Here is a 25,669-nt window from a genome sequence, read left to right as displayed (position 1 = left end):
GGGCCCACTGAACACCCGGAAGTAACAAAGAAAGCGACCTTAGGGTCGCTTTTTTTGTGCCTGATTTTTGGTGTTTGACCGAAGTGTGAAAAAACTTCGATAAGTGCTTGCCAGAGCGCCAAGTCGCCCGTAGAATGCGCGCCACACCGAGAGACATGGGTGATTAGCTCAGCCGGGAGAGCATCTGCCTTACAAGCAGAGGGTCGGCGGTTCGATCCCGTCATCACCCACCACTCGATGTATAGCGCAGCGGTAGTTCAGTCGGTTAGAATACCGGCCTGTCACGCCGGGGGTCGCGGGTTCGAGTCCCGTCCGCTGCGCCATATTCCACTTCCAGGGCCCACTGAACACCCGGAAGTAAAAAAGAAAGCGACCTTAGGGTCGCTTTTTTTATTTCTGCATCATGCGATCGTCTCCGCCCCTCTGCAACAAGGGGCTAGCTGCGCCACTCTTATTCCCGCAGCGTCAGCACCTCAAACCCGTCCTCGGTCACCGGCCGTGCCTTGAGCGTATCGACGATGAACGCTTCGGCGCGGTCGTTGATCTGCATCGTGGTCACATCGGGGCGGATGAAGCTGTCGATTTTGGCAAACACCTGGGTCAGCAACTGGCCGGTGCGGCGCATCAGGTCGAGTTGGGCGGGGGGCTTGAGGATCACCTGGGACATGGGGGGAGGGCAGTTGCTCATGCTGGAAATTGCCCCAGCAAAGCGCCTGGGAGCGTGAGGTTGCCACCGCATGGTGCGTAACCTGTGCAGGCCTCTTCGCGGGCACGCCCGCTCCCACAGGTACTGCGCCGCCCTCAGGCCTTGCGATATCCCTGTGGGAGCGGGCATGCCCGCGAAAGGGCCGGTATAGCTGGCCCATAAATTGCTGATCTACCCTCATCCCGGGCTGTCAACGTCGACAGCCCTCACCACTTCACGACAAAGGCGCCGTGTTGCCCCGCTTGCATCAGCATGCCGGGGCAGCCGGCGCCTTTTTGCGTTTTCCACAGGAGCCCGCCCATGGCCAACAGCGAAGTACGCAGCGTCTGCCCCTACTGCGGCGTGGGCTGCGGCATCGTCATGAGCGTTGCCGATGGCAAGGTCGGCAAGATCAGCGGCGACAAGCTGCACCCGAGCAACTTTGGCCGCCTATGCACCAAAGGCCTCACCGCACACCAGCCACTGAGTGCCAGCGGGCGCATGGCCGACGCCTACCTGCGCCAGCAACGCAGCCAGCCGCCAGTGCGCACCAGCATGGACCAGGCCATCGCTGCCACCGCCGAGCGTCTGCGCGGCATCATCGACCAGCACGGCCCGGATGCCGTGGCGCTGTACGTGTCCGGGCAAATGTCGCTGGAGGCCCAGTACCTGGCCAACAAGTTGGCCAAGGGCTTTATCCGTACGCGCCACATCGAGTCCAACTCGCGCCTGTGCATGGCCAGCGCCAGCAGTGGCTACAAGCTGTCGCTTGGCGCCGATGGCCCACCTGGCAGTTACCAGGACTTCGAGCACGCCGACGTATTTCTGGTGATCGGCGCCAACATGGCCGACTGCCACCCGATCCTGTTCCTGCGCCTGCTTGATCGGGTCAAGGCCGGTGCGAAGCTGATCGTCGTCGACCCGCGGCGCAGCGCAACCGCCGATAAGGCCGACCTGTTTCTGCAGGTGCGCCCCGGCAGTGACATGGCCTTGCTCAACGGCCTTTTGCACCTGCTGCATCGCAACGGCCACACCAACCCCGATTTCATCGCCCGCCACACCGAAGGCTGGGACGAAATGCCGGCCTTCCTCGACGACTATACCCCCGAGCGCGTCGCCGCCATCACCGGGCTGGCCGAGGCCGATATCATCAAGGCCGCCGAATGGATCGGCAGCGCCAACAACTGGATGAGCTGCTGGACCATGGGCTTGAACCAGAGCATTCACGGCACCTGGCACAGCAACGCCATCTGTAACCTGCACTTGGCCACGGGTGCCATCTGCCGCCCCGGTAGCGGCCCGTTCTCGCTGACCGGCCAGCCCAATGCCATGGGCGGCCGCGACATGGGCTACATGGGCCCCGGCTTGCCAGGCCAGCGCTCAGCGTTGGTGGAAGATGACCGCGCGTTCGTCGAACGGCAGTGGCAACTGCCACCCGGCAGCCTGCGCAGCGAGGGCGGCGAGGGTACGGTGGCGCTGTTCGGGCAGATGAAAGCCGGTGAAGTGAAAGCCTGCTGGGTCATCTGCAGCAACCCGGTGGCCAGTGTCGCCAACCGTCAGCAAGTGATCGACGGCCTGCGCAAGGCCGAACTGGTCATTACCCAGGACGCCTTCCTCGACACCGAAACCAACCGTTACGCCGACATCCTGCTGCCGGCCGCGCTGTGGGCCGAAGGCGAGGGTGTGATGATCAACAGCGAGCGCAACCTGACCCTGATGCCACGCGCTGTCGAGCCCCCCGGGCAAAGTCTGCCGGACTGGCAGATCATTGCCCGCGTAGCGTGCGCCATGGGCTATGCCGACGCCTTCGACTACCCCAATGCCGAAGCGGTGTATGAGGAAATACGCCGCTTCCACAACCCTGTCACCGGTTATGACCTGCGCGGTATCGGCTATGCCGAATTGCGTACGCAGCCGCGCCAGTGGCCCTGTGCACCGGGCAGCGAACAGCATCGCAGCCCGCTGCGCTACCTCAACGACGGCAGCAGCCAGGCGCTACTGCTCGATGCCCGGGGTAGACGGCCGGCACTGGCCTTCCCCACCGTCAGCGGCAAGGCGCGCTTCTTTGCCCGGCCCTGGTTGCCGGCAGCGGAAGTGCCGAACGATGACTACCCCATGGTGCTGAACACCGGTCGCGTGCAGCACCAGTGGCACACGTTGACCAAGACCGGCAAGGTGCCGGCGCTGAACAAACTGGAGCCCGGCCCCTACCTCGAGATTCACCCAGAGGATGCCGCCCGGCTGGGTGTCGCAGAAAAGGACCAGGTGGCCGTTCGCTCGCGCCGGGGGCACGCCGTGTTGCCGGCGCGCATCAGTGACCGGGTCATGCCGGGCAACTGCTTTGCGCCGTTTCACTGGAACGACCTGATCGGCGAGCAATTGGCGATCAACGCCGCGACCTGCGATGCGGTCGACCCGCTGTCGCTGCAACCTGCCTTCAAACACTGCGCCGTAGCCCTGGAGCGGGTCGCAGGCGAGCGCATCGACGCCCTTGATCTGAACACTGCCACTGTAGAGCCTGTCCGCATGCCGACCGCCACCCTGTCCCGTCTGCTTGGCCTGCACACCCTGCCGGTTCCGGTGCTGGCCGAAGAAGAGCGTCATTACCTGCAAGGTTTCCTGCTGGGCCTGGACCAGGCCCGCGCCGAGGGCATACCCCGCCTGCCGGCCAGTGCGCCGCTGGCTGCCAGCCGTCGCTTGTTTGTCGACGGTTTGCTGGCCGGGCTGTTCGCCCAGCCTGCAACTGCGCCCATCGCGGCACAGGCCGCGCCATGGCATCAGGTGCTGTGGGCCTCGCAGACCGGCAATGGTGAGCAATTGGCCGAACGCTGTGCCGCGCGCCTGCGCGGTGCCGGTCTGAACGTGCAACTCAGCTGCCTGGAGGCGGTCAGCCCAAGCCAGCTGCAGGGTGCTGCCAGTGTGGTGTTGATCGCCAGCACCTTTGGCGATGGCGACGCGCCCGACAGCGGCGCGGCCTTCTGGCAGGCTTTGCAGGGCGAGGAGGGCGCTCACTGCGCCGGGCTGCCCTATGCCGTACTGGCCCTGGGCGACTCCAGTTACGCCCAGTTCTGCGGTTTTGGCCGCAAGCTCGACCAGCGCCTGGCCGAGCTGGGAGGGCAGCGCCTGCTGGCGCGGGTGGACTGCGAGCCAGACTTCGACGAAGCCTTTGCCGGCTGGCTTGAAGCGTTATTGCCTGCACTGGGCACTGCCGCGGCGCCACCTCCGGCGAGTGAACCTGCACCCGTATCGGCCTTCAGCAAGCAGCAACCCTGGATGGCCACCGTACTGGAAAACCGCCTGCTCAATGGCCCCGGCGCCAGCAAGGAAACCCGCCAGCTGGTCTTCGACTTGAGCGGCAGCGGCTTCAGTTACGCTGCCGGCGATGCCCTGGGCGTGTGGCCGCGCAACTGCCCGGCCCTGGTAGAAGAGCTGCTGACCCTGATGCAGCTCGATGGCCAGGCGATGGTCGAGCTTAAAGGTCATTGCGCCATGCCATTGGCCGAAGCCCTGCAAACACACCTGGAAATTGCCAAGGTCACTGCGCAACAACTGCAGGCATTTGCCAGCAATGCGCCTGACCTGCAGCGCTTGCTGCACCCTGAATGCAAGGCCGAGCTGCAAGATTGGCTGTGGGGCCGGCAGTTGGTCGATGTGCTGCGCGCCTTCCCCCAGCAGTTGCCGCTGGCCAGCTGGCTGGAATTGCTCAAGCCATTGCAGCCGCGGCTCTATTCGATCAGCTCCAGCCCGCTGGCGCACCCAGGCCAGGTGCATCTGACGGTATCGACGGTGCGTTATGGCGAACGTAAAGGCGTGTGCTCAAGCTTTCTTGCCGACCGTGCGCAGGTGCAAAAGGTGGCGATCTTCCCGCAGGTGTCGAAGCACTTTCGCTTGCCCGAGGACGACAGCGTGCCGGTGATCATGGTGGGCCCTGGTACTGGCATTGCACCGTTTCGTGCGTTCCTCGAGGAGCGAGAGGCACGGGGGGCAAAAGGCGACAACTGGCTGTTCTTCGGCGAGCAGTACGCAGCGACCGATTTCTACTACCAGGAGCAGTTGCAGGCCTGGCAGGCGGCGGGGCACCTGCGGCTGGACACGGCGTTCTCGCGGGACCAGGTCGAGAAGATCTATGTGCAGCAGCGCATGCTCGAGCAGGGTGCGCAGCTGTGGCAATGGCTGGAGGCGGGGGCGTATTTCTATGTGTGTGGCGATGCGCAGCGCATGGCCAGGGATGTGGATGCGGCGTTGCGGGTGATCGTCGCCGAGCATGGCCGGATGGATGCGGCTGCGGCTGCGGCTTATGTCGAAGGCTTGAGCAAGGCCCGGCGTTATCGGCGCGATGTGTACTGAAGTGCTCCAAGATGGGGTGTTGTGCACCTTGAATGTGCATTGGCTGGGCGGGCCCAGCGCAAGTGTAGGAGCGGGTTTACCCGCGAAGAGGCCGACACAGGCAACCCAGGCAACCCACGCAACCCACGCAACCCAATTGGCACGCTCCCTGCTTAACCTCGGATACAACAAAGCCCACTGATCAACGGCGATCAACCCGGGCCCCCTACCGTGATGAATACAGGCAAAGGCGCCTGGAGCTTCGGCTCCAGGCGCTTTTTTTTTGATCGAGGATCGGCTTATGAAGGCAACAGCGAGCAGCGGGCAACGAGAGCGACTGGTCATCGTCGGCAACGGCATGGTCGGCCACCATTGCGTCGAACAACTGGTCAGTCGCGGCGCCCTGCAGCGCTTCGAGGTGCGGGTATTCGGCGAAGAGCGCCAACGCGCGTATGACCGCGTGCACCTGTCCGAATACTTCGGCGGCAGCTGTGCCGAAACCCTGGCCCTGTGTGAGCACGATTTCTACGACGCCAATGGCGTGCACCTGCACCTGGGTGAGGCCGTGCTGGAGATCGACCGCGAGCGCCGCGAAGTCGTCACTGCCGCAGGTCGCTATGGCTACGACCAGCTGGTGCTGGCCACCGGCTCCTATCCCTTCGTGCCGCCGATCGAAGGCTCCAACGGCAATGCCCGCCTGGTCTACCGCACCCTGGACGACCTCGATGGCATTCGTGCTGCCGCAGCCGGTGCCCGCCGAGGGGTGGTGGTCGGCGGTGGCCTGCTTGGTCTGGAAGCTGCCAACGCCCTCAAGTCGCTGGGGCTGGAAGCCCACGTGGTGGAATTCGCCCCACGGCTGATGCCGGTACAGCTGGACGGCGAGGGCGGTGCCGCGTTGAAGGCGCAGATCGAAGCGCTGGGTGTGGGGGTGCACCTGTCGCGCGCCACCCAGTCGGTCAGTGCTGGTGAAACCTACCGCTACCGCATGAACTTCGACGGTGGTGAGCACCTGGAAACCGATCTGATCGTGTTCTCCGCCGGTATCCGCCCACAGGATGCACTGGGCCGGGGTTGCGGCCTGGACATCGCCGCGCGCGGTGGCGTGGTCATCGACAACCACTGCCGCAGCAGCGACCCCCGCATCTTCGCCATCGGCGAGTGCGCCTCGTGGAACGGCAGCGTGTTCGGCCTGGTCGCCCCGGGCTACAGCATGGCGCGCAACCTGGCCGGGCTGCTGATGGGCGAGGCGGCGGTGGCGTTCACCGGCGCCGACATGTCGACCAAGCTCAAGCTGCTGGGTGTGGATGTCGGTTCGATCGGCGATGCCCACGGTGCCACGCCGGGCGCGCGCAGCTATCGCTTCATCGATGAAGCCAACAGCGCTTACCGCCGTTTGGTGGTGGATGCCAGCGGCAAGCACGTGCTCGGCGCGGTGCTGGTCGGTGACAACAGCTATTACGACACCCTGTTGCAGTACGCCCAGAACGGCATCGCCCTGCCGGCCGACCCGGCAGCGCTGATCTTGCCGCAAGGCGGTGGTGCGCCGGCCCTAGGCGCCGATGCGCTGCCCGACAGTGCGACCATCTGCTCCTGCCACAACGTCAGCAAGGGGGCGGTGTGCGCCGCGATCGACAGTGGCTGCAGCGACCTCGCTGCGGTCAAGGGCTGCACCAAGGCCGCGACCGGCTGCGGCGGTTGCGCGGCCCTGCTCAAGCAAGTCTTCGAGCACGAGCTGACGGCCCGCGGCGTGGCGGTGGACAAGAGCCTGTGCGAGCACTTTGCCTACACCCGGCAGGAGTTGTACGGGTTGGTGCGGGTGGAGGGTATCCGCACCTTCAGCGAACTGCTCGAACGCCATGGCAAGGGCCATCTGGGGTGTGACATCTGCAAGCCAGCGGTGGGCAACATTCTCGCCTCGTGCTGGAACCAGCCGATCATGGACCCGGCGCTGGTGCCGCTGCAGGACACCAACGACACCTTCATGGCCAACATGCAGAAAAACGGCACCTATTCGGTGGTGCCGCGCATTCCCGGTGGTGAAATAACCCCCGACAAGCTCATCGTCATCGGCCAGGTGGCCAAGAAATACGACCTGTACACCAAGATCACCGGTGGCCAGCGCATCGACCTGTTCGGCGCCCAGTTGCACGAGCTGCCGCTGATCTGGGGCGAACTGATCGATGCCGGTTTCGAAACCGGCCACGCCTACGGCAAGTCGACCCGCACGGTGAAGTCGTGCGTGGGCAGCACCTGGTGCCGTTACGGCGTGCAGGACAGTGTCGCCATGGCCCTGCGCCTGGAAGATCGCTACAAGGGCCTGCGCAGCCCCCACAAGCTCAAGTTCGCGGTATCGGGATGCACCCGTGAATGCGCCGAGGCGCAGAGCAAGGACATCGGCGTTATCGCCACCGACAAGGGCTGGAACCTGTACGTGTGCGGCAACGGCGGCATGCGCCCGCGGCATGCCGAGCTGTTCGCCACCGACCTGGACGACGAAACCTTGGTACGCCTGATCGACCGCGTGCTGATGTTCTATATCCGCACGGCCGACAAGCTGCAGCGCACCTCGGTGTGGCGTGAAAACCTGGAAGGCGGGCTGGACTACCTGAAGCAGGTGATCATCGACGACAGCCTGGGCCTGGCCAGCGAGCTGGAAGCGCAGATGCAGCATGTGGTCGACCAATATGAATGCGAATGGGCCAATGCCCTCAACGATCCGGAGAAGCTCAAGCGCTTCCGTACCTTCGTCAACGACCGACGCGCCGACCCGGACGTGCACTTCGTGCGCGAACGCGAACAACGCCGGCCCGCTGCACCGCTGCACCTGATCCCAACTGTCGAGGAGGCTGTCTGATGAACCTGGCCAATGTTGCTGTGAACACGCAAGAAAACTGGCAGACGGTGTGCCAGGCGCAAGACCTGGTGGCCGATTCCGGGGTCGTGGTTTGGTTCGATGGGGCCCAGGTGGCGTTGTTCTATCTGCCGGGGCAGGCGCAGCCGTTATACGCGGTGGACAACCGTGACCCGCGCTCCGGTGCCAATATCATCGGCCGTGGGCTGGTGGGCAGTGTGCAGGGCAAGCTGGTGGTGGCGGCGCCGTTGTACAAGCAGCATTTCAGCCTGCTGAGTGGGGAGTGCCTGGAGGATGCCGGGCAGAGGTTGCGGGTGTGGCCGGTGCGGTTGAAGGGGGAGGCGGTGGAGCTGGCGGTGGCCTGATACCCCTTTGCTGCCTGTGCCGGCCTCTTCGCGGGCAAGCCCGCTCCTACGGAATCTGCACCGCCTTCAAATACGGCGCTGCACCTGTGGGAGCGGGCTTGCCCGCGAAGAGGCCAGCACAAGCCGACTAGATAACCAACCCCTGCGGCGTGCGCCCGGCAAACACATCCACCAGGCTGGCCACCACCATCTCGCCCATGCGCGTGCGTGTCTGTACTGTGGCACTGGCGCGATGCGGTTGCAGGACTACATCTTCGCGCTCAAACAAAGCCTCGGGCGCTCGCGGCTCATCGGCAAACACATCCAGCGCCGCGCCAGCGATCTCGCCGGCCTGCAGCGCGGCGATCAACGCAGGCTCATCCACCAGCTTGCCGCGTGCGATATTGATCAGATACCCCTCGCTGCCCAACGCCCGCAGCACGTCGCGATTGATCAGTGCCTCGCCCTTGTCAGCCGCCGCCGCGAGGATCAGCGCATCGCTGTCCTTGGCCAACTGCAGCAGATCTGCCTCGAACCCGTAGGGCACATCCAGCGCCTGTAGATCGGTGTAGCGGATCGGGCAACCGAAGGCTGCCGCCCGTTGCGCTACCGCCCGCCCGACCCGGCCCATGCCGACGATGCCCACGCGCATGCCCGACACCTGCCGGGCCAGTGGCAGCGGTGCCAGCGGCGTGGTGCTGGTGGCCCAACGGCCGGCGCGAACGAAGCGGTCACCGGTGCAGATCCCCCGGCACAAGCCGATCAGCAGGCCGATGGCAAGATCGGCGACGTCCTCGGTGAGCGCACCGATGGTCGCCGTCACCTGGATGCCGCGATCGCGGGCATAGGCCAGGTCTACCGCGTCGGTGCCGACGCCATTGACGGCGATCACTTCGAGGTTGGGCAGGCGCGCCATCAGCGCCTGGCTGATGCCGGTGTGGCCGCCGGTGATCACACCGCGAATATTGCCAGCATGCTGGCTGACGTAGGCCTCCTTGTCGGCCTGTTCGTAGTAGCGGTGTACGGTGAACAGCTGTTCCAGGCGCTCACGGATCTGCGGGATCAGGATAGGGCTCAGTTGCAGGACTTCTGGTTTCATCGGTTACTCCATCATAAACAGGGATCAGCCACGGCCAACGAATGGCATGTTGCTGGCCATCACGGTCATGTTCAGTACGTTGGCGTCGAGCGGCAGCGCTGCGATGTAGCGCACCGCATCGGCCACATGGCGCACGTCGAGCATCGGCTCGGCGGCGATCTCGCCATTGGCCTGGCGCACCCCCCGGGTCATGCGCTCCGACAACTCGGTCAGGGCGTTGCCGATGTCCACCTGGCTGCACACGATGTTGTAAGGCCGACCATCCAGCGCCAGCGCCTTGGTCAGGCCAAGCACCGCATGCTTGCTGGCGGTGTAAGGTGCGGTGAACGGGCGTGGGGTGTGCGCCGAGATCGAGCCGTTGTTGATGATCCGCCCGCCTTGCGGCTGCTGGCGGCGCATCAGGCCGAAGGCGGCGCGGGCGCACAGGAATACACCATCGACATTGGTGGCGATGACGTTGCGCCAGTTCTCCAGCGGCAGCTCGTCGACGGGTACAGCGGGGGCGTTGATGCCGGCATTGTTGAACATCACGTCGAGTCGGCCATGCACCTCCTCGATGGTGGCGAACAATTGCGCAACGCTTTGCTCATCGCGCACGTCAGTGGGAACGGCCAAGGCCTCACCGCCCGCTGCTTGCGCTTGCTCGACGACGGCTTGTAGCGGTTCGGCGCGGCGCCCGGCAAGGACCAGGCTGAAGTTGTCCTCGAGCAGGGCGAGGGCGACGGCACGGCCGATGCCACTGCCAGCACCGGTGACCAGCGCGACTTTCTTGTTTTGGCTCATCGATAGGCTCCAGCAGGTTCAGGCGGCGTTGGCGGCATGCCCGGCAGGGCGAGGACCGACGTGCAGGTGCAATTCGCCGATACCATCGATGCCGGCGTGAAGGGTGTCGCCCGGGTTCAGCGGTGCCACGCCGGGCGGGCTGCCGGTCATGATCAGGTCGCCCGGGCGCAGTGGCAGTTGGCGAGACAGCCTGCTGATCACTTCGGCCAATGCCCAGGTCTGCTGGCTGAGGTGTGCACGTTGGCGCTCCTGGCCATTGACCTGCAGCCATAGCGACGTATCCAGCGGCCAGTCGCATTCGCTGGCGGGAACGATGGCGGTCATCGGTGCCGAAGCCTCGAACACCTTGGCGCCTTCCCACGGCAGGCCCTCGGCCTTGGCCTTGCGCTGGTGATCGCGACGGGTCATGTCCAGACCGGCGGCAAAGCCGAACACGTGCTCCAGGGCATGCTCGTGGGCGATGTTGACGCCGCCTTTGGCGATGGCCGCGACCAGCTCGATTTCATGGCAGAACTCGTCGGTCTGCGGCGGGAAGGGCAGTTCGCCCAGTGCCTCGACCACGTTGCTTGCCGGTTTCATGAAAAACACAGGCTCCTGCGGCGCCGCGCCGTAGGATTCCGGCCACGGGTAGTTGCGGCCGAGGCAGAACACCCGGCCGACCGGGAAGCGCGCATCGCTGCCACGGATCGGCAGGCTGACGATGGCCGGCGGGTTGAACAGGTAGGTCATGGTTAGATCCTCCGTACTGGAGTGGACAGCGTATCCAGCGGCTGGCCGGCAAAGTTGGACGAAAGCGGGGTTGGGTTGGACTATCCAAGGCACCTGTACCGGCCCTTTCGCGGCTAAAGCCGCTCCTACAGGGATAGCGTCAAACCCAGGGGCAATACCGTCCCCCCGTAGGAGCGGCTTTAGCCGCGAAGAGGCCGGTACCGTCAATACACGCCTTGGCTCAGCCCGCAGTCTTCAGCTCGATGCGATACAGCTTCCCAAGCAGCAGCGAGTAAGACAGCGTGCCCATCAACGCCACACCACCGATGAACCAGAACGCCATGGCGAACGAGCCACTGGCGTGCACGATCGCGCCGATCACGATCGGGGTGACAATGCCTCCAATGTTCGCGGCCAGGCTGGTGACGCCGCCGGTCAGACCGATCAGTTCCTTGGGTGCCACTTCCGATACCGCCGCCCACGACGACGAGGCGATGCCCTGGGCGAAGAACGCCAGGGTCAGCACGGCGATGCACAGCACATTGGAGTCGGTGAAGTTCACCAGCACGATCGACATGCCCAGCATCGAGCCCACCACCAGTGGCAGCTTGCGGGCGAACGACAGCGAGTAGCCCTTGCGGATTAGAAGGTCAGAGACGATGCCCGCCAGGAGGATGCCGACCGTGGCACCAATGAACGGCATGACCGCGAAGATGCCGACCTTGATCAACGTCAGCTGACGCTCTTCGATCAGGTAGGTGGGGAACCAGGTGAGGAAGAAGTACAGCGCCGAAGTGCTGGCGAACTTGCCCAGGCAGATCGCCCAGATCTGGCGATAGCGGAACAGTTCGGCAACCTGGCGCCAGTCGAAGCGCGTACGTTCCTGGCTGCTTTTCACCAGGCCGCCGCCGTGCTCGATATAGGCCAGTTCTTCCTTGCTGACCTTCTTGCAGTTGAGCGGGTCGCGATACAGGAACAGCCACACTGCACCGAACAGGATGCCGACCAGACCGGTGCTGTAGAACACGTGGCGCCAGTCATAGGTGGTCGCCAGCCACAGGAGCGCGCCGGTGAACAGCGCGGTGCCCAGGTACTGGCCACATACGTAGATGCTGCTGGCCATGCCGCGCTCGCGAGCGGGGAACCATACCGTAACCGCACGGCTGTTGGCCGGGAAGGCCGGGGCCTCCATGGCGCCGACCGCCAGGCGCAGGCCGAACAGCGAGGCGAAGCCACTGGCCAGGCCCTGGGCCACGGTGACCGCCGACCAGCTGATCAGCGACACGCCATAGGTCAGGCGTGAGCCGAAGCGGTCGGCAATGAAGCCAGCCGGTACCAGGGCCAACGCGTAGGTCCAGGCGAAAGCGGAGAAAATCAGGCCCATCTCGACCTTGTCCAGGCCCAGGTCTTTGGCCATGAACGGCGCTGCGATGGAAATGTTCACCCGGTCGACGTAGTTGATGATGGTCGCCACCAGCAGCAGCGACAGCATGAACCAGCGGCGGCGGGTAGGCAGGCGCTGGGCGGGGGCCGCGTCCAGCGTGTACGACGACGCGGCGCGGGGGGTAGGCGTGCTCGACATGAGTCGACCTCGTTTGTTGTTGTTGGTAGAGGTTGGGCTGCAGTCCCTTTTCTAAGGTGGTCGTACAACGAGGTGAATGCAACGGGGTATTTAGACCGTTTTTTTCATTGGAGGCGGGGCAGTGCTGTGCTGTCCAAGAAATTTCTCAGCCGGGGTTTCGCCTGAAAAATTGGCTGAATAGCGCATTTTCAGAGGGCTGCGTGGATTTGCGGTTGCGCAGGTTTTTGCATAAGGGGTTAAATGCAGAGTTTGGACGTCGTACAACTTAAAGCGCCTGTATCCCGGAGATTGCCCATGCCCCCCAAGCGCGAGGTTCCGACCTATGTCATGCAGCAGCGCAGCGAGCTGATGGATTTCTACATCCGCGACCAGCGCGGGCGTCCCGCCGAGACCGCGCCGCATCGTCATGAGTACTTCCAGATCCAGGTCAATCTCGGCGGCGACACGGTGCAACACATCGGCAGCGTGCAACGCCCATTCAGACGCAACACCCTGGCCTTCATCCTGCCGCACCGGGTGCATGTGATCCCGCATCCGGAGGACAGCGACTTCGTGGTGATCAATTTCTCCCAGACGTTCCTGCTGCCGCACCTGGCCTGCGACCCGATGGACCTGGAGGAAGTGTCGATCCTGCAGGCGCCGGAGCTGTCGCCGTTCCGCTTTCAGGAGCATCTCGACTTCCACCTGAGTGACCCGGACTTTGCCGAGGTACGGCAAACCCTCGAGCGCATGCGTGCGCTGGATGCCAACCGCCGTTTCGGCACCCGCGAAATCCTCAAAGGCCTGTTGCTGCAGCTGATCGGCCAGGTCTGTGGCCTGTATGCCGAGCCGCTGCGCGAACTGGCCGACAGCAACGCGGCCCAGCTCAGCCGCCGCGCCGCGCTGGGCCGCATGAGCGACTACCTGCGCCGGCATATCGACGACCCCGATCTGAACCTGCAGAAAGTCGCCGCCGCCACTTACCTGTCGCCGACCTACCTGACCCACTGGCTGCGCAAGGAAATCGGCAAGACCTTCAGCGAGCTGGTGCTGGAGCGGCGCATGCACGCCGCACGCAACTACCTGCTCAACGGCAGCCGCCCAGTGGGCGAGGTGGCGCGGCTTTGTGGCTTTGCGGACGAAGCCTACTTCTCTCGACGTTTCCGCCAGATCCACGGCCTGCCACCTGGCCAGTTCCGCCGCCAGCAACGCGACCCGGATACGCCGCAGGCGGCAATGCTTTAAGCCTGCCCGCTTCTGCCGTGGCGTACTACTGGTCCGGTTTCAGAGAGAGGGCGAGCATGCAGGGGGGGCGGTAGCCCTGCTGTACGTCTTGCCCGCTCACCAGCATGCGCTGGTTGTCGGTATCGATTGCCATCGAGTCGGTGTGGGTGACGAAACCAAATTCCCCCGAAAACGCTCCAAACTGACCGTAGCCATAAGGGGGGCAAAGCGAGTGTCCAGTTGGCTGCTTGAGTGGTAGCGCACCGCCATGTTGAAGGCATAGAAACCACCGTAACCGATCAGGCCACCCTCGGCATTCTTGATTCGGACCATGGTATTGAGCTCCACTCACAATAATCGCTGAACACCTATTGAGCGATGCTTCGCCAGGATCGGCTACTGGCAGAAGTGACAGGTGCGTCAACGATCTGGACATGCAGGGCAGCCTGGCCAGGGCGTCCGATATCCTGTCGAGCACTTAAGTCTTGATACTCGTTGATACTGCGTTGAAAACAGCCTCGGAATGTTGATTTACAGTCCGTACCGTCCGCTTCCTCGGCTGTTTTCGCCTTGCCTGAACTTCGCCTCAAGACTTTTATGCAGTCTCTGGTGAAGTGCCAGTTTGTCTCATTTTTGTTGCTTCAATGAGACAGCAATGACACAAGGGGTGGAGCCCGTCTGTTCTTCCCGCCCCGCTACGAGTAGACGTTGGCTTTCTGACATTACCGTCGCGGAAAAGCTGTAACTATAAAATCCTGGATCCCACCCGATTGCCGTAAAAACACCGTAACCATTCGGCGGCACGAATGTAGTATCGAGTTGGCCGTCCAGACGGTAACGCACCGCCATGCTGCGATTGAAAAATGAACCATAACCTACCAGTTTTCCATCGGCCTCTGTCATATAGTCCCAGCCACCCTGAATGGGGAATAATACGACACGACCCTCGTTGAATTCTTTAGCAGGTTTTCCTGTGTAGTCTAGCCGATAGATCATGGGAGTACTGGTCCCTTCGGACCACAACTGGCCGTGGACGGTGATGCGCTGACTGGCGTTATTTAGCGTGAAACCATAAAAGATAATGCCAGGCTTTGACCAATAGACCCCGTTGTCAGCGAAGCGCTGGTCAAGCTCTCCGGACAATGTCAGTGCTGCGATTCCGTCTACGCTCCCCGAATCGGTGAAATAGCGCGTGGAGATGATGATGCGCACCTTCTCACCAACCTCCAGCATCTTAGGCACCCCAATGACATATCGGAGGTCCGGAATAAGATCTTGCATCTTGAGGATACCTAGCTTACCAAAGCTCTTGCGTGGGACACCTTCATGGGTGAGCACGAAAAGGATTGGAGCGTCTTCAAGGGAACCTGAGAAGATATAGTCGTTCTTGTAAGTGGTGAATCGGTAGAGCGTGATATCTTTAAAATTGAAAAAATTATTTAGGATGATGTAGCCGTTGTTGCTGCCGAAATCAGTATCTGGCTTTCCGTTTGGCTTAAGCTTCCACAGGTGGGTGAAGCCTTGGGTTCGATCAATCATAGTGAGCAGGATGTGACCCTCCGCATCCTCGGCCATATGAGAGAAACTATGATAATCAAAAACTGTGCTCAGGTCAGTCAGATAGACAAGACCTGTTTTGTTGAAAGACGTATCCAGCTCGCCATCTTTCAAGGTGCGCGCAATGAAAGGTTTCGTGCCGTTGTGGACGCCTCTCAAGTACGTTCGCTCGGGATAGTAGTTGCTTGCCAGGATTTGCGAAACCGCGTTTCTAGGATCCGCGGTAGGCTCGCCGATGTGAAGGTGCCCTTTGTCGGCATAGGTTACGTCAATGGGCGCCTTGAGTTCCTGACTCTCGCCTTGGTAATCACGGGGGGTGTGTTGAGTCTGGGCAAAAAAAACCATATTTGGATGCATGATATGACCTGTCACTTGGGGAAGTGGTTTTTGCGATCTCATTTAATGCGATCCGGATGGTTGCGGGTACTGGCAAAAATGATAGGCGTTGGTGGTCGATGGATAACGATCCGGTCCTGGAGTTTGGGCTGCAACGGGGAGCACGGGGCGGCAGACCTGGATACGCCGCAGGTAGCGATGCGGTAAGCTTGCTGCCATGAACCTCGACACCCGCATCAAATACCGCCACTTGCTGTGCTTCCTGGAGATTGCCCGGCAGGGCAGCCTGGCCAGGGCGGCCGATATCCTGTCGATCAGCCAGCCGGCGATTTCCAAGACCCTCAAGGAGCTTGAGGACCTGCTCGAGGCGCGCCTGTTCGAGCGCAGCCGCCAGGGTGTCGAGCTGACCCCGGCCGGCACCCGCTTCATGCGTTACGCCGGGCCCAGCGTGCAGGCGCTGCGCGATGGCGTCAGCAGCCTGCGCGGTGAAGCGCGGGCGCCGTCGCAGGTGCGCATTGGCGTGCTGTCCACGGTCGAAGGCCTGCTCATGCCCGAGGTACTGTGCCGCCTCCACCAGCGCCATGAAGCGCTGGTGATCAGCGTGGTCACCGGGGTCAGCGCGCAGTTGCTTGGCCAACTTCACCTGGGGGAGCTGGAACTGGTGGTCGGGCGCATGACCGACAGCCCACAGATCCAGGGCCTGTCGTTCGAGCACCTGTACAGCGAGTCGATGAGCCTGGTGGTGCGCCCGGGTCACCCGCTGCTGGCCAGCACGCCCGTGGAGCGGGGGCAGGTGGGGCGCTACCCGCTGGTGCTGCCACCGGCCGGCACCACCATCCGCCAGCATGCCGACAGCCTGTTCGTGCAATGCGGCATCCAGATGCCGGCCCAGCGCCTGGAAACCCTGTCGCTGGCCCTGAGCCGGCGCTACCTGCTGGGCAGCGATGGCCTGTGGGTGGCGCCGCGTGATGCCGTGCTGCTCGACCTGCGCCGTGGCGAACTGGTCGAGCTTGACCTGGGTGTGCGTGAGCCGGGAGGGTCGGTGGGGATTTGCCGCAATGCCGCCTTGCCGTTGAGTTTGCCTGGGCAGTGGGTGGGTGAGGTGCTGCGGGAGGTGGCAGGGGAATATCGAGAGGGTCGGTATCCCTGAGGTTCCGGGGGGCTGCCTGGCCTGATGTTTCCCTCCTCAGAACCCGCAGAAATAAAAGGCCACAAAAAATCGGCAAACCAGGCACAAAGGGTCAATACTGGCCAATGGCTGTAAAGCTTCGATGAAGAAGCTTTTAACGACTGAACTTCCTTACGAAAACCCGCTCCTATGCCGGTAGCCATTGGTCATGGCCGCCTGATAAGCTCGCGGCTTTACCCTGATTGCCCTCATGGCGCATGAACAAGGAAATAGCATGAAACAGCATCGTTTGGCGGCTGCGGTTGCCCTGGTAGGCCTGGTACTGGCTGGCTGCGATCAACAAGCCAGCAGCCCCGAGCTGAAGACTCCGGCGCAGAAAGCCTCCTACGGTATCGGCCTGAACATGGGCAAGAGCCTGGCTCAGGAAGGCATGGAAGACCTTGATTCGAAAGCAGTCGCCCTCGGCATCGAAGACGCCGTTAGCAAGAAAGAACAACGCATCAAGGACGAAGAGCTGGTAGAAGCTTTCACCGCGTTGCAGAAACGCGCCGAGGAGCGCCTGGCCAAGGCCAGCGAAGAAGCCGCCTCCGCCGGCAAGAAGTTCCTGGAAGAAAACGCCAAGAAGCCAGGCGTGGTCACCACGGCCTCGGGCCTGCAGTACGAAGTGGTCAAGAAGGCCGACGGCCCGCAGCCCAAACCGACTGACGTGGTCACTGTCCACTACGAAGGCAAGCTGATCGATGGCAAGGTATTCGACAGCTCCGTCGAGCGTGGCAGCCCGATCGACCTGCCTGTCAGCGGTGTGATCCCAGGTTGGGTCGAAGGTTTGCAGCTGATGCACGTCGGCGAGAAGTACAAGTTGTTCATCCCGGCTGAACTGGCCTATGGCGCACAAAGCCCAAGCCCGCTGATCCCGGCCAACTCGGTACTGGTGTTCGACCTGGAACTGATCGCCATCAAGGACCCGGCCCAGTTGCAAGGCGCCGAGCCGCAGGCCGAAGCCCCTGAAGAAGCACCTGCCCAGTAACATTGGCTGGTTGTTGAAAACGCCCCACATTGATGGGGCGTTTTCGTTTGTGCCGATTGGACGAACCTGCAACAGCTGATACTGTCCGAGGAAATGCAGCGTGAAGAAGTAGGATGTTTCTGACGCAAATCGTTTGCGGCGCAGGTAGTCATGGCGTGAAACGACTGTGTAAAAAACGCCCGATCTGACCGGGCCCCTTGCCTGGCAGGCACCTGGGGTCGGAAACGTCGCCCTGTTCACAAGGTTATCCACAATAAATGTGGATAACCTTTTCCTCTCGGAGGCTCCATGAGCGCACCCTGGAATTTCGCCCGTTTCCTGCCATTGGCCGAGCGCCTGCTCAGCCGCGGTCGTTTGCCGGCCTTGTTGTTCGCGGTGGCGCGCAAAGGCCCGCGCCTCGGCCAACTGCGTGAAGATGTGAAGCTGCTGCAGTCGCTGTGCCTGGCCTGGTGGAGGGGGGAGTACCGCGCCATCAGCCCCAAGGCACTGGTCACTGTCGTGGCGGGCCTGCTGTATTTCGTCAGCCCCATAGATGCCATCCCGGACTGGTTGCTGGGGGTGGGTTTCCTCGATGACATCGCGGTGCTGGGTTGGGTGCTGAAAACCGTGGCCGACGAGTTGGCGCGCTTCAAGGCCTGGCGCGATAGCCAGGCACCCGAACGGCTACGCGTGGTCGAGCGCCTGCCGGCTACCCCGGAAGCGCTGCGGCTGGAGCGCAACAAGTAATGAAACCGGCCTGAATCTCACCTCAACTGCACAGACCTCGGAGTTGGTAATATAATTGGCATAAGGGTTATGCCTACGGATTACATGCTGTAATCCTTTTTAAAGGGGTTTGTAATGGGTATTCAGGTCATCAGCCGGGACGGTCAACCCGAGTACGCTGTCGTTCCCTGGGAGCAATACCAGGCGTTGCTCAGCGCTGCAGGGCAGGCACCAGCCGAGGCGGTTTCCAGTGAGGCGCAGGGCGTTACTGCCAGCGCGCCCCTGCCAGCCTTCAGCGAAGTCGCCCAGATTCGCCAGGCCAAGGGCATTGCCCCGGAGCAACTGGCGCGCAATGTCGGGGTGAGCCCGGCGTATCTGGCCATGATCGAATCGGGTGAACGCCAGCCAGATGCTGCCATCCGCCGCGCCCTGGCCTGGCATCTGGGGGTGGCTGGCTGGAGCGAGCCATCATGAGCCAGGTCAGGATCAGCCGTCAGCACTGGGATAACCTGCTGGGCGAGCTTGACCTGGCCCGTCGTCAACGTCACTTGCTGACATACCGAGCGCTGATCGAGCGCTTGCAGCTCCCCAGCCCGGCCATGCAGACGCTGACTGCCGCGCTGGAATACCTGGCGGTGCTGGATGCCCGTGCCGAGCAGCCATTGCGCAGTTCGCTGGTGATCAGCCAAGGCGCCAGCCGTTTGCCGCGTACTGGCTTCTTTGAGTGCGTCGAGCGCCTGGGGCGGTTTACCGGGCCGGTCGATGGCATGGAGGCCGCCTCGTGGCATGCCTCTGAGGTGGTTCGGGTGTTCGAGTACAGCTATCCCGAAACGGCCTGAAGCGTTGCCCGTTCCAGCCTGTTCGCTACAGGTGGTGACCCTGAGCGAGAGGGCAGGGCCTGCTGGCCAATTTCCACCCGTCGGTCACCGTTGCCGCTGCTACCGTATTCGCGGGTAAACCCGCTCCTACACGCCTGATCGAGGGTGGACACATGTCTGTGGTTGGGCACAGGCCGCCGTGTAGGAGCGGGTTTACCCGCGAAAGGGCCGGGCCTGCTGGCCAATTTCCACCCGTCGTTCTCCGTTGCCGCCGCTACCGTATTCGCGGGTAAACCCGCTCCTACACGCCTGATCGAGGGTGGACACAGGTCGGTGGTTGGGCACAGGCCGCCGTGTAGGAGCGGGTTTACCCGCGAAAGGGCCGGGCCTGCTGGCCATTTACCACCCGCCGTTCACCGTTGTCGCCGCTACTGTATTCGCGGGTAAACCCGCTCCTACGCCGGATCGGTGGTTGGGCACAGGCCCCCGTAGGAGCGGGTTCACCCGCGAATAGGCCGGCACAGGCAGCGCATCCCTGTGAATCAACCCGCACCCCCTGCCATCGGCATCCACCACTTCCAATGCCTCCAGGTGCTGGTATCGGCCAAACAGCTCCAGCAGCTGCCCGATCGTGGCATTCAAGTGCACTGTCGGTTGTTCAGCCAGTGGCACCTGCGTCAGTGCTGGTAAAAGCCCGCTGTCGCGCACCCCCATCTCCTGTGGCCGCCCTAGCAAATAGCCCTGCACCAGGTCCACGCCCATCTCCACCAGCACCGCCAGCTCTTCCGCCAGCTCGATGCCCTCGGCAATCACCTGTGCCTTCGATGCCCGGGCGATCTGCAAGATAGAGCCTACAAACTCGCGCTTGAGCGGGTCACGGTGGATGCCATCAATGAAGTGCCGGTCGATCTTCACGTACTCGGGGCGCAGCTCCGACCACAGGCGCAGGCTGGAATAGCCCGCGCCCAGGTCGTCGATGGCAATCGAGAAGCCCATGTCGCGATAGTGGTGCACGGCATTGGACAGCAGCTGGAAGTCGTCGGTGGGCGTGTGCTCGGTCAACTCGATCACCACCCGGCTGGGCGGCAGGCCAACCTGTTCGAGCAGTTTCAGGGTCAGGCCGGAGGGGTAGTGCGGCTCCAGCAGCGATTCAGGTGAGATGTTGAGAAACAGTTTGCCCTGCAGTTGCTGCTCGCTGAAGCGTCGGCAGGCGCTTTCTCGGCAAGCGGCCTCCAGCTCGGTCAGGCGGCCGGCCTGGCGGGCGATGGTAAACAGGTTGAGCGGTGCATGCAGCGGGCTGTTGGACGGGCCACGGCTCAGCGCCTCATGGCCGAACACCCTATGTTCACTCAGGCACATGATTGGCTGGAACAGACTGTGAATACTGCGCTGAGCCAGGATGGCACTCAAGGCACTGAGCTGTTCGGCGACGGTCATGATGGATTCCTGAAAAGTAAGGGCCGGGCATCTGCATGCCCGGCCCTCATATTTCACGACAGCACGATGACTGTTTGATGACAGGTCACATTATTCTGCCATCACTGCTGAGGTGCCTTACTTTTTGGCCACCTTGGTGCTGGCACTGAGGTAGTCGATCAGGATGCGACCGGTTTCCGCGAGGTAAGCGTCGTCTTCCGGCTTGGTATTTTCATCCTCGACCGGCAGAGCGTCTTCGTCCTCTTTCTTCAGCTCTTTCAGCGGTTCTTCACCCTTGGCCTTGCGGCGGGTGTTTTCCAGCGCCAGTTGCTTGCTCTCGATGCTGTCGTGGCGTGCGCGGCGTTCCTGCTCGTTGAGGCTGACGGTTTTCTCGTTCATCAGCTTCTGGGTCAGGGCCAGGCGGTCGCGGATGTAGGTGAACTCGGCATCCTTGTCGCTGCGCGCCTCATGTTGCGCCTTGAGCTGGGCCAGGAACGGCCTGAACGGATCGGCCGCAGGCTTGACCACCGGGCGGATGGTGTCCCACGGCATGGCCTCTGGCAGGGCGCTCTCGCCGATTTCCTTGGTGTCGATGATCGATGGGTAGTCGATGTCCGGCAGCACCCCCTGATGTTGCGTACTCTGCCCGGAAACCCGGTAGAACTTGGCCAGGGTCAGCTTCAGCTCGCCATGGTTGAGCGGCTGGATGGTCTGCACGGTGCCTTTGCCGAAGGTCTGGCCACCGATGATCAGCGCGCGGTGGTAGTCCTGCATGGCACCGGCGAAGATCTCCGATGCCGAGGCCGACAGGCGGTTGACCAGCAGTGCCAGCGGGCCCTTGTAGAAGGCCCCCGGGTTTTCGTCTTCCAGCACGTCGACGCGGCCGTCGCTGTTGCGCACCAGCACGGTCGGGCCTTTCTCGATGAATAGGCTGGTCAGCTCGGTGGCTTCCTGCAGCGAGCCGCCGCCGTTGTTGCGCAGGTCGATGACCACGCCGTCGACTTTCTCTTTCTGCAGTTCGGTGAGCAACTTCTTCACGTCACGCGTGGTGCTCTTGTACTCGGGGTCGCCAGCGCGGTAGGCCTTGAAGTCCAGGTAGAAGGCTGGGATCTCGATGATGCCCAGCTTGTAGTCACGCCCGTCCTGCTTGAGCTTGAGCACCGACTTCTTCGCCGCCTGCTCTTCAAGCTTCACCGCTTCACGGGTGATCGACACAATCTTGCTGGTCTGGTCGCTAGGCGCATTGCTGGCCGGGATGATTTCCAGGCGTACCACCGAGCCTTTCGGGCCACGGATCAGCTTGACCACTTCGTCCAGGCGCCAGCCCACCACGTCGACCATTTCCTTGTTGCCCTGGGCTACGCCGATGATCTTGTCAGCCGGGGCCACCTGCTTGGTCTTGGCTGCCGGGCCTGCTGGCACCAGGCGCACGATCTTGACCTGGTCGTTGTCGCTTTGCAGCACTGCACCAATGCCTTCGAGCGACAGGCTCATGTTGATGTCGAAGTTTTCGGCGTTGTCCGGCGACAGGTAGTTGGTGTGTGGGTCGTAGGACTGGGCGAAGGTGTTGATGTAGGCCTGGAAGATGTCCTCGGCACGGGTCTGGTCCAGGCGCGTGAGCTGGTTCTTGTAGCGCTTGATCAGGGTTTCCTGGATCTGCTTGGGTTCCTTGCCGGCGATCTTCTGGCGCAGCACTTCGTCTTTGACGCGTTTGCGCCACAAGTCGTCGAGCTCGGCCTGGTTCTTCATCCACGGCGCGTCCTTGCGGTCGATCAGCAAGGTTTCCCTGGTGGTGAAGTCAATCTTGTCCACACCCTTGTTCAGCTCGGCCAGGGCGAAGTCCAGGCGTTGCTTGACGCGGTCGAGGTAGCGCTTGTAGATGGTGAAGCCCGGGTCCAGGTTGCCGCTCTTAAGGAAATCGTCGAATTGCGTTTTCCATTTATCGAATTCGGCAATGTCGGCAGCGGTAAAGTAGCTGCGCGCCGGGTCCAGCAGCTTGATGTAGCTGTCGTAGATAATGACCGAACGGGCATCGTCCAGGGGCGGCTTGCTGTAGTGGTGGCGCTTGAGCAATTCCACCACGTTGAGGCTGGCGACGATCTCGTCGCGGTCGGGCTGCAGGCTGTCCCACTTGTTGGCGGCCGCCGCATTGCCGCCGAGCGTGAGGCTGCCCAGGCCGATCATCACAGCCAGTGCGGTGCTTGGAAGGAAATGCTTCATGCTGATTCGACGTGGAGGCAATTGATCACGCATAGTAGGCCGTCTTTTCCGTTGCCGGTTCCATGGAGCCGGGCAGATACTGCAAAAGGCCTGAGGTAAGCGACCTCAGGCCCAGTCATGATTCAACTATGGAGGCACTGTGAAGGCATTGCAAGGCGTTGACGGACATGTGGAGTGGGTCGAGGCCGAACGCCCGACCTGTGACGCGGGCCAAGTGCGCATTCGCGTGGCCGCTGCGGGGCTGAACCGCGCCGATCTGCTGCAGATGAAAGGTTTGTACCCGCCACCACCAGGTGCCAGCCCATACATGGGGCTGGAGTGTTCCGGGGTGGTTGAAGAGGTGGGGGCTGGTGCCGCCTGGCGCGTGGGTGACCGCGTTTGCGCCCTGCTGGCCAGCGGCGCCATGGCCGAGGAAGTGGTGGTCGATGCCCGTCACGTATTGCCGGTACCCGAAGGCCTTGGCCTGCATGAGGCGGCAGCGTTGCCGGAGGTGTATGCCACCGCCTGGCTGAACATCTTCCAGCTCGGGGCAGTGAAGGCTGGCGAGAAGGTGCTGGTGCACGCCGGCGCCAGTGGCGTTGGCTCGGCCGCCATCCAGCTGTGCAAGGCGTTCGGCAGCCCGGTATGGGTCAGCGTCGGTTCTCAGGACCGCCTGGCCTACTGCCAGGCGCTGGGCGCTGCGGGGGGTGTGGTACGTAACGAGAACCTGGACGAGCTGGAAGGTTTCGGCCCGTTCGATGTGATTCTCGACCCGGTGGGCGCCAGCTACGGTGAGCTGAACCTCAAGCTGTTGGCCCGTGACGGGCGCTGGGTGATCATCGGCCTGATGGGCGGACGCAAGTTCGAGCTGGACCTGGCCCAGGTGCTGGGCAAGCGTCTGGAAATTACCGGTTCCACCCTGCGCAACCGTGATGACGGCTTCAAGGCCGAGTTGCTGCGCGAACTGCAGCAGCAAGTATGGCCGCTGTTCGCCGAGGGGCGGTTGTCGCCGCAGCTGGTCGATACCTACCCGGTGGAGTTTGCCCAGGCGGCGTATGCCGAGCTGGAGACCAACCAGGTGTCGGGCAAGCTGGTGATGGTGATCGACCCTAGCCTGGTGTAAGCAGGCCTGGCCCCTTCGCGGGTAAACCCGCTCCTACATCGGGATCGCCATAATTTGAACACTGTGCGATGTAGGAGCGGGTTTACCCGCGAAGGGGCCGGCACAGCCCATAAAAACCTTCAGCTCCAGCTCAGAATCGGCCACCCATTGATCTCGGCATGCTCGCGCAACACCGCGTCCGGGTTCACCACATGCGGGTGATCCACTCTCAACAACAACGGCAAGTCATTCCTCGAATCGGAATAGAAACTCGCGCCCTCCAGGTTTTCCTGCTCCTGATCCAGCCATTCCAGCAACCGCGTGATCTTGCCCTCACGATAGGTCAGCACCCCGTGGGTCTTGCCGGTGTACACCCCGTTCACTGCCTCCAGCTCGATGGCCAGGTACTCATCCACGCCCAGTCTCGCGGCAATCGGCCCAACCAGGTGCGTACCCGAAGCGGAAATGATCAAAATGCGATCTCCACGCTTGCGGTGCTCGGCAATGCAGCGGCAGGCGTCACCGTAGATGATCGGTTCGATCACTTCTTCGACCCACGGTGTCACCAGGTGCTCGACTTCTTCCAGGGTGCGCCCGGCAATCGGCTCCAGGCTGAAGGCCATGTAGTCCTCCATCTGCAGGTGGCCCCTGCCATAGGCTTCCATCAGTTCATGGTCGCGGCGCAGGAAATCCTTGCCGTCGACCCAGCCCAGCCGGGCCATCTGCTCGCTCCACAGTGATGCGCAGTCGCCGTGGATCAGGGTTTCGTCCAGATCGAAAATTGCCAGTGCCATTGTGTTGAGTCTCCTTAAGCCACTTCCCGCAGCGCAGTGGGGTCGATCGACACGCTTACCCGTTTTCCGTCCGCATGCAAGTCGGCCGGCGAGCGGTTGAGCACATCGACCACCAGCTCCACTTCGCGCACCCGCACCCGGTAGCGGATCACGTTGCCCAGCAGGCTGTGGCTGCGCACCTCGGCGTCCAGCTCGCCGTGCTCGCCAAGGGTGATCGACTCCGGGCGGATCGCCAGGCGGCTGGCCACCGGGCGCTGCAGCAGGCGGCTGGCGCTGTCGGCGTCGAGCAGGTTGTAGTTGCCGATGAAACCGGCGGCAAACAGGTCCACGGGGGCGGTATAGAGGGTTTCGGCATCGCCACTCTGAACAATGCGCCCCTGGTTCATCAGGAAGATGCGGTCGGACATGGTCAGCGCTTCCTCCTGATCGTGAGTGACGAAGATGGTGGTCAGCCCCAGTTCGCGCTGGATGGCGCGGATCTGCTCGCGCAGGTGCTTGCGGATACGCGCATCCAGCGCCGACAACGGTTCGTCGAGCAGCAGCAGGCGCGGGCGGGTGACCAGTGAGCGTGCCAGGGCCACGCGCTGGCACTGGCCGCCGGAAAGCTGGTGCGGGTAGCGCCCGGCGAACTTGCCCAGCTCCACCAGCTCCAGCACCTCGCGTACCCGCAGCTGGCTTTCGTCGGCCTTGACCTTCTGCATGCGCAGGCCGAAGGCGACATTCTGCTCCACGGTCATGTTAGGGAACAGCGCGTAGCTCTGGAACACCATGCCGATGCCACGCTTTTGCGGGCTTAGCGGCACGATGTCGTGGCCGTCGAGCAGTATCTGCCCGCTGTCCACCGAGGTCAGCCCGGCAATGCAGCGCAGCAGGGTGGACTTGCCGCAGCCGGACGGGCCGAGCAGGGTGACGAATTCGCCGCGTTCGATGTGGCAGTCGATGCGCTCGAACACCGGGCTGCCGGCGTAGCTTTTCTGCAGTTTCTGTACGCTGACGAAGCTCATG

Annotated in this window: 19 protein-coding genes, 2 tRNA genes and 1 pseudogene; 12 read left to right on the top strand and 10 right to left on the bottom strand. The window is 62.7% G+C overall.

The features are described from left to right. The first annotated feature begins 157 nt into the window (after positions 1-157). Positions 158-233: transfer RNA gene (locus PRJ_RS21100), tRNA-Val, on the top strand. Between the two features lie 13 nt (positions 234-246). Beyond that, positions 247-323, top strand: a tRNA-Asp gene (locus PRJ_RS21095). Between the two features lie 161 nt (positions 324-484). Here the strand turns inward: PRJ_RS21095 and PRJ_RS21090 are convergent. Beyond that, positions 485-688, bottom strand: a pseudogene (locus tag PRJ_RS21090) (type I methionyl aminopeptidase); the annotation flags it as partial. Between the two features lie 318 nt (positions 689-1,006). On the opposite strand from PRJ_RS21090, the gene PRJ_RS21085 reads away from it, so the two are divergent. The 3 genes from PRJ_RS21085 to nirD all read left to right on the top strand — a co-directional run bounded on the left by PRJ_RS21085 (position 1,007) and on the right by nirD (position 8,227). Further along, positions 1,007-5,032, top strand: a complete 4,026-nt coding sequence (locus PRJ_RS21085) for a bifunctional nitrate reductase/sulfite reductase flavoprotein subunit alpha (RefSeq protein ID WP_104962394.1) — start codon at positions 1,007-1,009, stop codon at positions 5,030-5,032. A 280-nt stretch (positions 5,033-5,312) separates the two neighbouring features. Beyond that, complete coding sequence (gene nirB / locus PRJ_RS21080) at positions 5,313-7,865, top strand: nitrite reductase large subunit NirB (protein ID WP_104962393.1); 2,553 nt, start codon at positions 5,313-5,315, stop codon at positions 7,863-7,865. After that, positions 7,865-8,227: a nitrite reductase small subunit NirD gene (gene nirD, locus PRJ_RS21075; RefSeq protein WP_104962392.1), complete on the top strand. Its 363-nt coding sequence runs from the start codon at positions 7,865-7,867 to the stop codon at positions 8,225-8,227. The genes nirB and nirD overlap by 1 nt, the downstream gene beginning before the upstream one ends. Positions 8,228-8,354: 127 nt before the next feature. On the opposite strand, the gene PRJ_RS21065 is transcribed toward nirD, so the two are convergent. The 4 genes from PRJ_RS21065 to PRJ_RS21050 form a co-directional block, all read right to left on the bottom strand. Continuing rightward, on the bottom strand, positions 8,355-9,305 hold the full coding sequence (locus PRJ_RS21065; RefSeq protein ID WP_064493501.1) for a 2-hydroxyacid dehydrogenase: 951 nt from the start codon (positions 9,303-9,305) through the stop codon (positions 8,355-8,357). Positions 9,306-9,329: 24 nt separating this feature from the next. Further along, the gene (locus tag PRJ_RS21060; protein WP_064493502.1) at positions 9,330-10,088 is read right to left on the bottom strand and encodes an SDR family oxidoreductase; all 759 of its coding nucleotides are present in this window, start codon (positions 10,086-10,088) and stop codon (positions 9,330-9,332) included. Positions 10,089-10,106: 18 nt separating this feature from the next. Continuing rightward, on the bottom strand, positions 10,107-10,817 hold the full coding sequence (locus PRJ_RS21055; RefSeq protein ID WP_104962391.1) for a fumarylacetoacetate hydrolase family protein: 711 nt from the start codon (positions 10,815-10,817) through the stop codon (positions 10,107-10,109). Positions 10,818-11,037: 220 nt separating this feature from the next. Further along, positions 11,038-12,378 (bottom strand): MFS transporter, encoded by a 1,341-nt coding sequence (locus tag PRJ_RS21050; RefSeq protein ID WP_104962390.1) that lies wholly within the window; start codon positions 12,376-12,378, stop codon positions 11,038-11,040. Between the two features lie 294 nt (positions 12,379-12,672). Between PRJ_RS21050 and PRJ_RS21045 the strand changes: the two genes are divergently transcribed. Continuing rightward, positions 12,673-13,602 (top strand): AraC family transcriptional regulator, encoded by a 930-nt coding sequence (locus PRJ_RS21045; protein WP_104962389.1) that lies wholly within the window; start codon positions 12,673-12,675, stop codon positions 13,600-13,602. Between the two features lie 606 nt (positions 13,603-14,208). Here PRJ_RS21045 and PRJ_RS21035 read toward each other — a convergent pair. Continuing rightward, positions 14,209-15,537 carry a hypothetical protein gene (locus PRJ_RS21035; protein WP_256597867.1) on the bottom strand — a complete coding sequence of 443 codons (1,329 nt, stop codon included), beginning with the start codon at positions 15,535-15,537 and terminating at the stop codon, positions 14,209-14,211. A 154-nt stretch (positions 15,538-15,691) separates the two neighbouring features. Between PRJ_RS21035 and pcaQ the strand changes: the two genes are divergently transcribed. The 5 genes from pcaQ (at position 15,692) to PRJ_RS21010 (ending at position 19,174) form a co-directional block, all read left to right on the top strand. Next, positions 15,692-16,624 carry a pca operon transcription factor PcaQ gene (gene pcaQ, locus PRJ_RS21030; protein ID WP_010952764.1) on the top strand — a complete coding sequence of 311 codons (933 nt, stop codon included), beginning with the start codon at positions 15,692-15,694 and terminating at the stop codon, positions 16,622-16,624. 253 nt (positions 16,625-16,877) lie between these two features. Further along, positions 16,878-17,630, top strand: coding sequence for an FKBP-type peptidyl-prolyl cis-trans isomerase (locus PRJ_RS21025; protein ID WP_003252534.1), 753 nt, complete (start codon positions 16,878-16,880; stop codon positions 17,628-17,630). Positions 17,631-17,918: 288 nt separating this feature from the next. After that, on the top strand, positions 17,919-18,356 hold the full coding sequence (locus PRJ_RS21020; protein ID WP_010952766.1) for a YkvA family protein: 438 nt from the start codon (positions 17,919-17,921) through the stop codon (positions 18,354-18,356). A gap of 114 nt (positions 18,357-18,470) precedes the next feature. Continuing rightward, positions 18,471-18,809 carry a multiprotein-bridging factor 1 family protein gene (locus tag PRJ_RS21015; RefSeq protein WP_104962387.1) on the top strand — a complete coding sequence of 113 codons (339 nt, stop codon included), beginning with the start codon at positions 18,471-18,473 and terminating at the stop codon, positions 18,807-18,809. Continuing rightward, a complete protein-coding gene (locus PRJ_RS21010) occupies positions 18,806-19,174 on the top strand; it encodes a hypothetical protein (RefSeq protein WP_003252539.1) in 369 nt (122 codons plus the stop codon). The genes PRJ_RS21015 and PRJ_RS21010 overlap by 4 nt, the downstream gene beginning before the upstream one ends. Before the next feature lie 378 nt (positions 19,175-19,552). Here the strand turns inward: PRJ_RS21010 and PRJ_RS20995 are convergent, their stop codons facing one another. Together PRJ_RS20995 and PRJ_RS20990 are read right to left on the bottom strand one after the other, a co-directional pair. Next, a complete protein-coding gene (locus PRJ_RS20995; protein ID WP_104962386.1) occupies positions 19,553-20,590 on the bottom strand; it encodes an EAL domain-containing protein in 1,038 nt (345 codons plus the stop codon). A 117-nt stretch (positions 20,591-20,707) separates the two neighbouring features. Then, positions 20,708-22,789, bottom strand: coding sequence for a carboxy terminal-processing peptidase (locus PRJ_RS20990; RefSeq protein WP_162497229.1), 2,082 nt, complete (start codon positions 22,787-22,789; stop codon positions 20,708-20,710). A 139-nt stretch (positions 22,790-22,928) separates the two neighbouring features. Between PRJ_RS20990 and PRJ_RS20985 the strand changes: the two genes are divergently transcribed. Then, positions 22,929-23,891, top strand: a complete 963-nt coding sequence (locus tag PRJ_RS20985; protein ID WP_014592061.1) for an NAD(P)H-quinone oxidoreductase — start codon at positions 22,929-22,931, stop codon at positions 23,889-23,891. A 119-nt stretch (positions 23,892-24,010) separates the two neighbouring features. On the opposite strand, the gene PRJ_RS20980 is transcribed toward PRJ_RS20985, so the two are convergent. After that, positions 24,011-24,664 (bottom strand): HAD family phosphatase, encoded by a 654-nt coding sequence (locus tag PRJ_RS20980; protein ID WP_064491333.1) that lies wholly within the window; start codon positions 24,662-24,664, stop codon positions 24,011-24,013. A 14-nt stretch (positions 24,665-24,678) separates the two neighbouring features. Then, positions 24,679-25,668: an ABC transporter ATP-binding protein gene (locus PRJ_RS20975; RefSeq protein WP_010952771.1), complete on the bottom strand. Its 990-nt coding sequence runs from the start codon at positions 25,666-25,668 to the stop codon at positions 24,679-24,681. Between the last annotated feature and the right edge of the window lies 1 nt (position 25,669).

It is taken from the genome of Pseudomonas sp. XWY-1 (assembly GCF_002953115.1).
Classification (GTDB): Bacteria; Pseudomonadota; Gammaproteobacteria; order Pseudomonadales; family Pseudomonadaceae; genus Aquipseudomonas; species Aquipseudomonas alloputida.
Note: the sequence above shows the minus strand (reverse complement) of the source record. Positions and strands in the feature narration are given on the sequence as shown.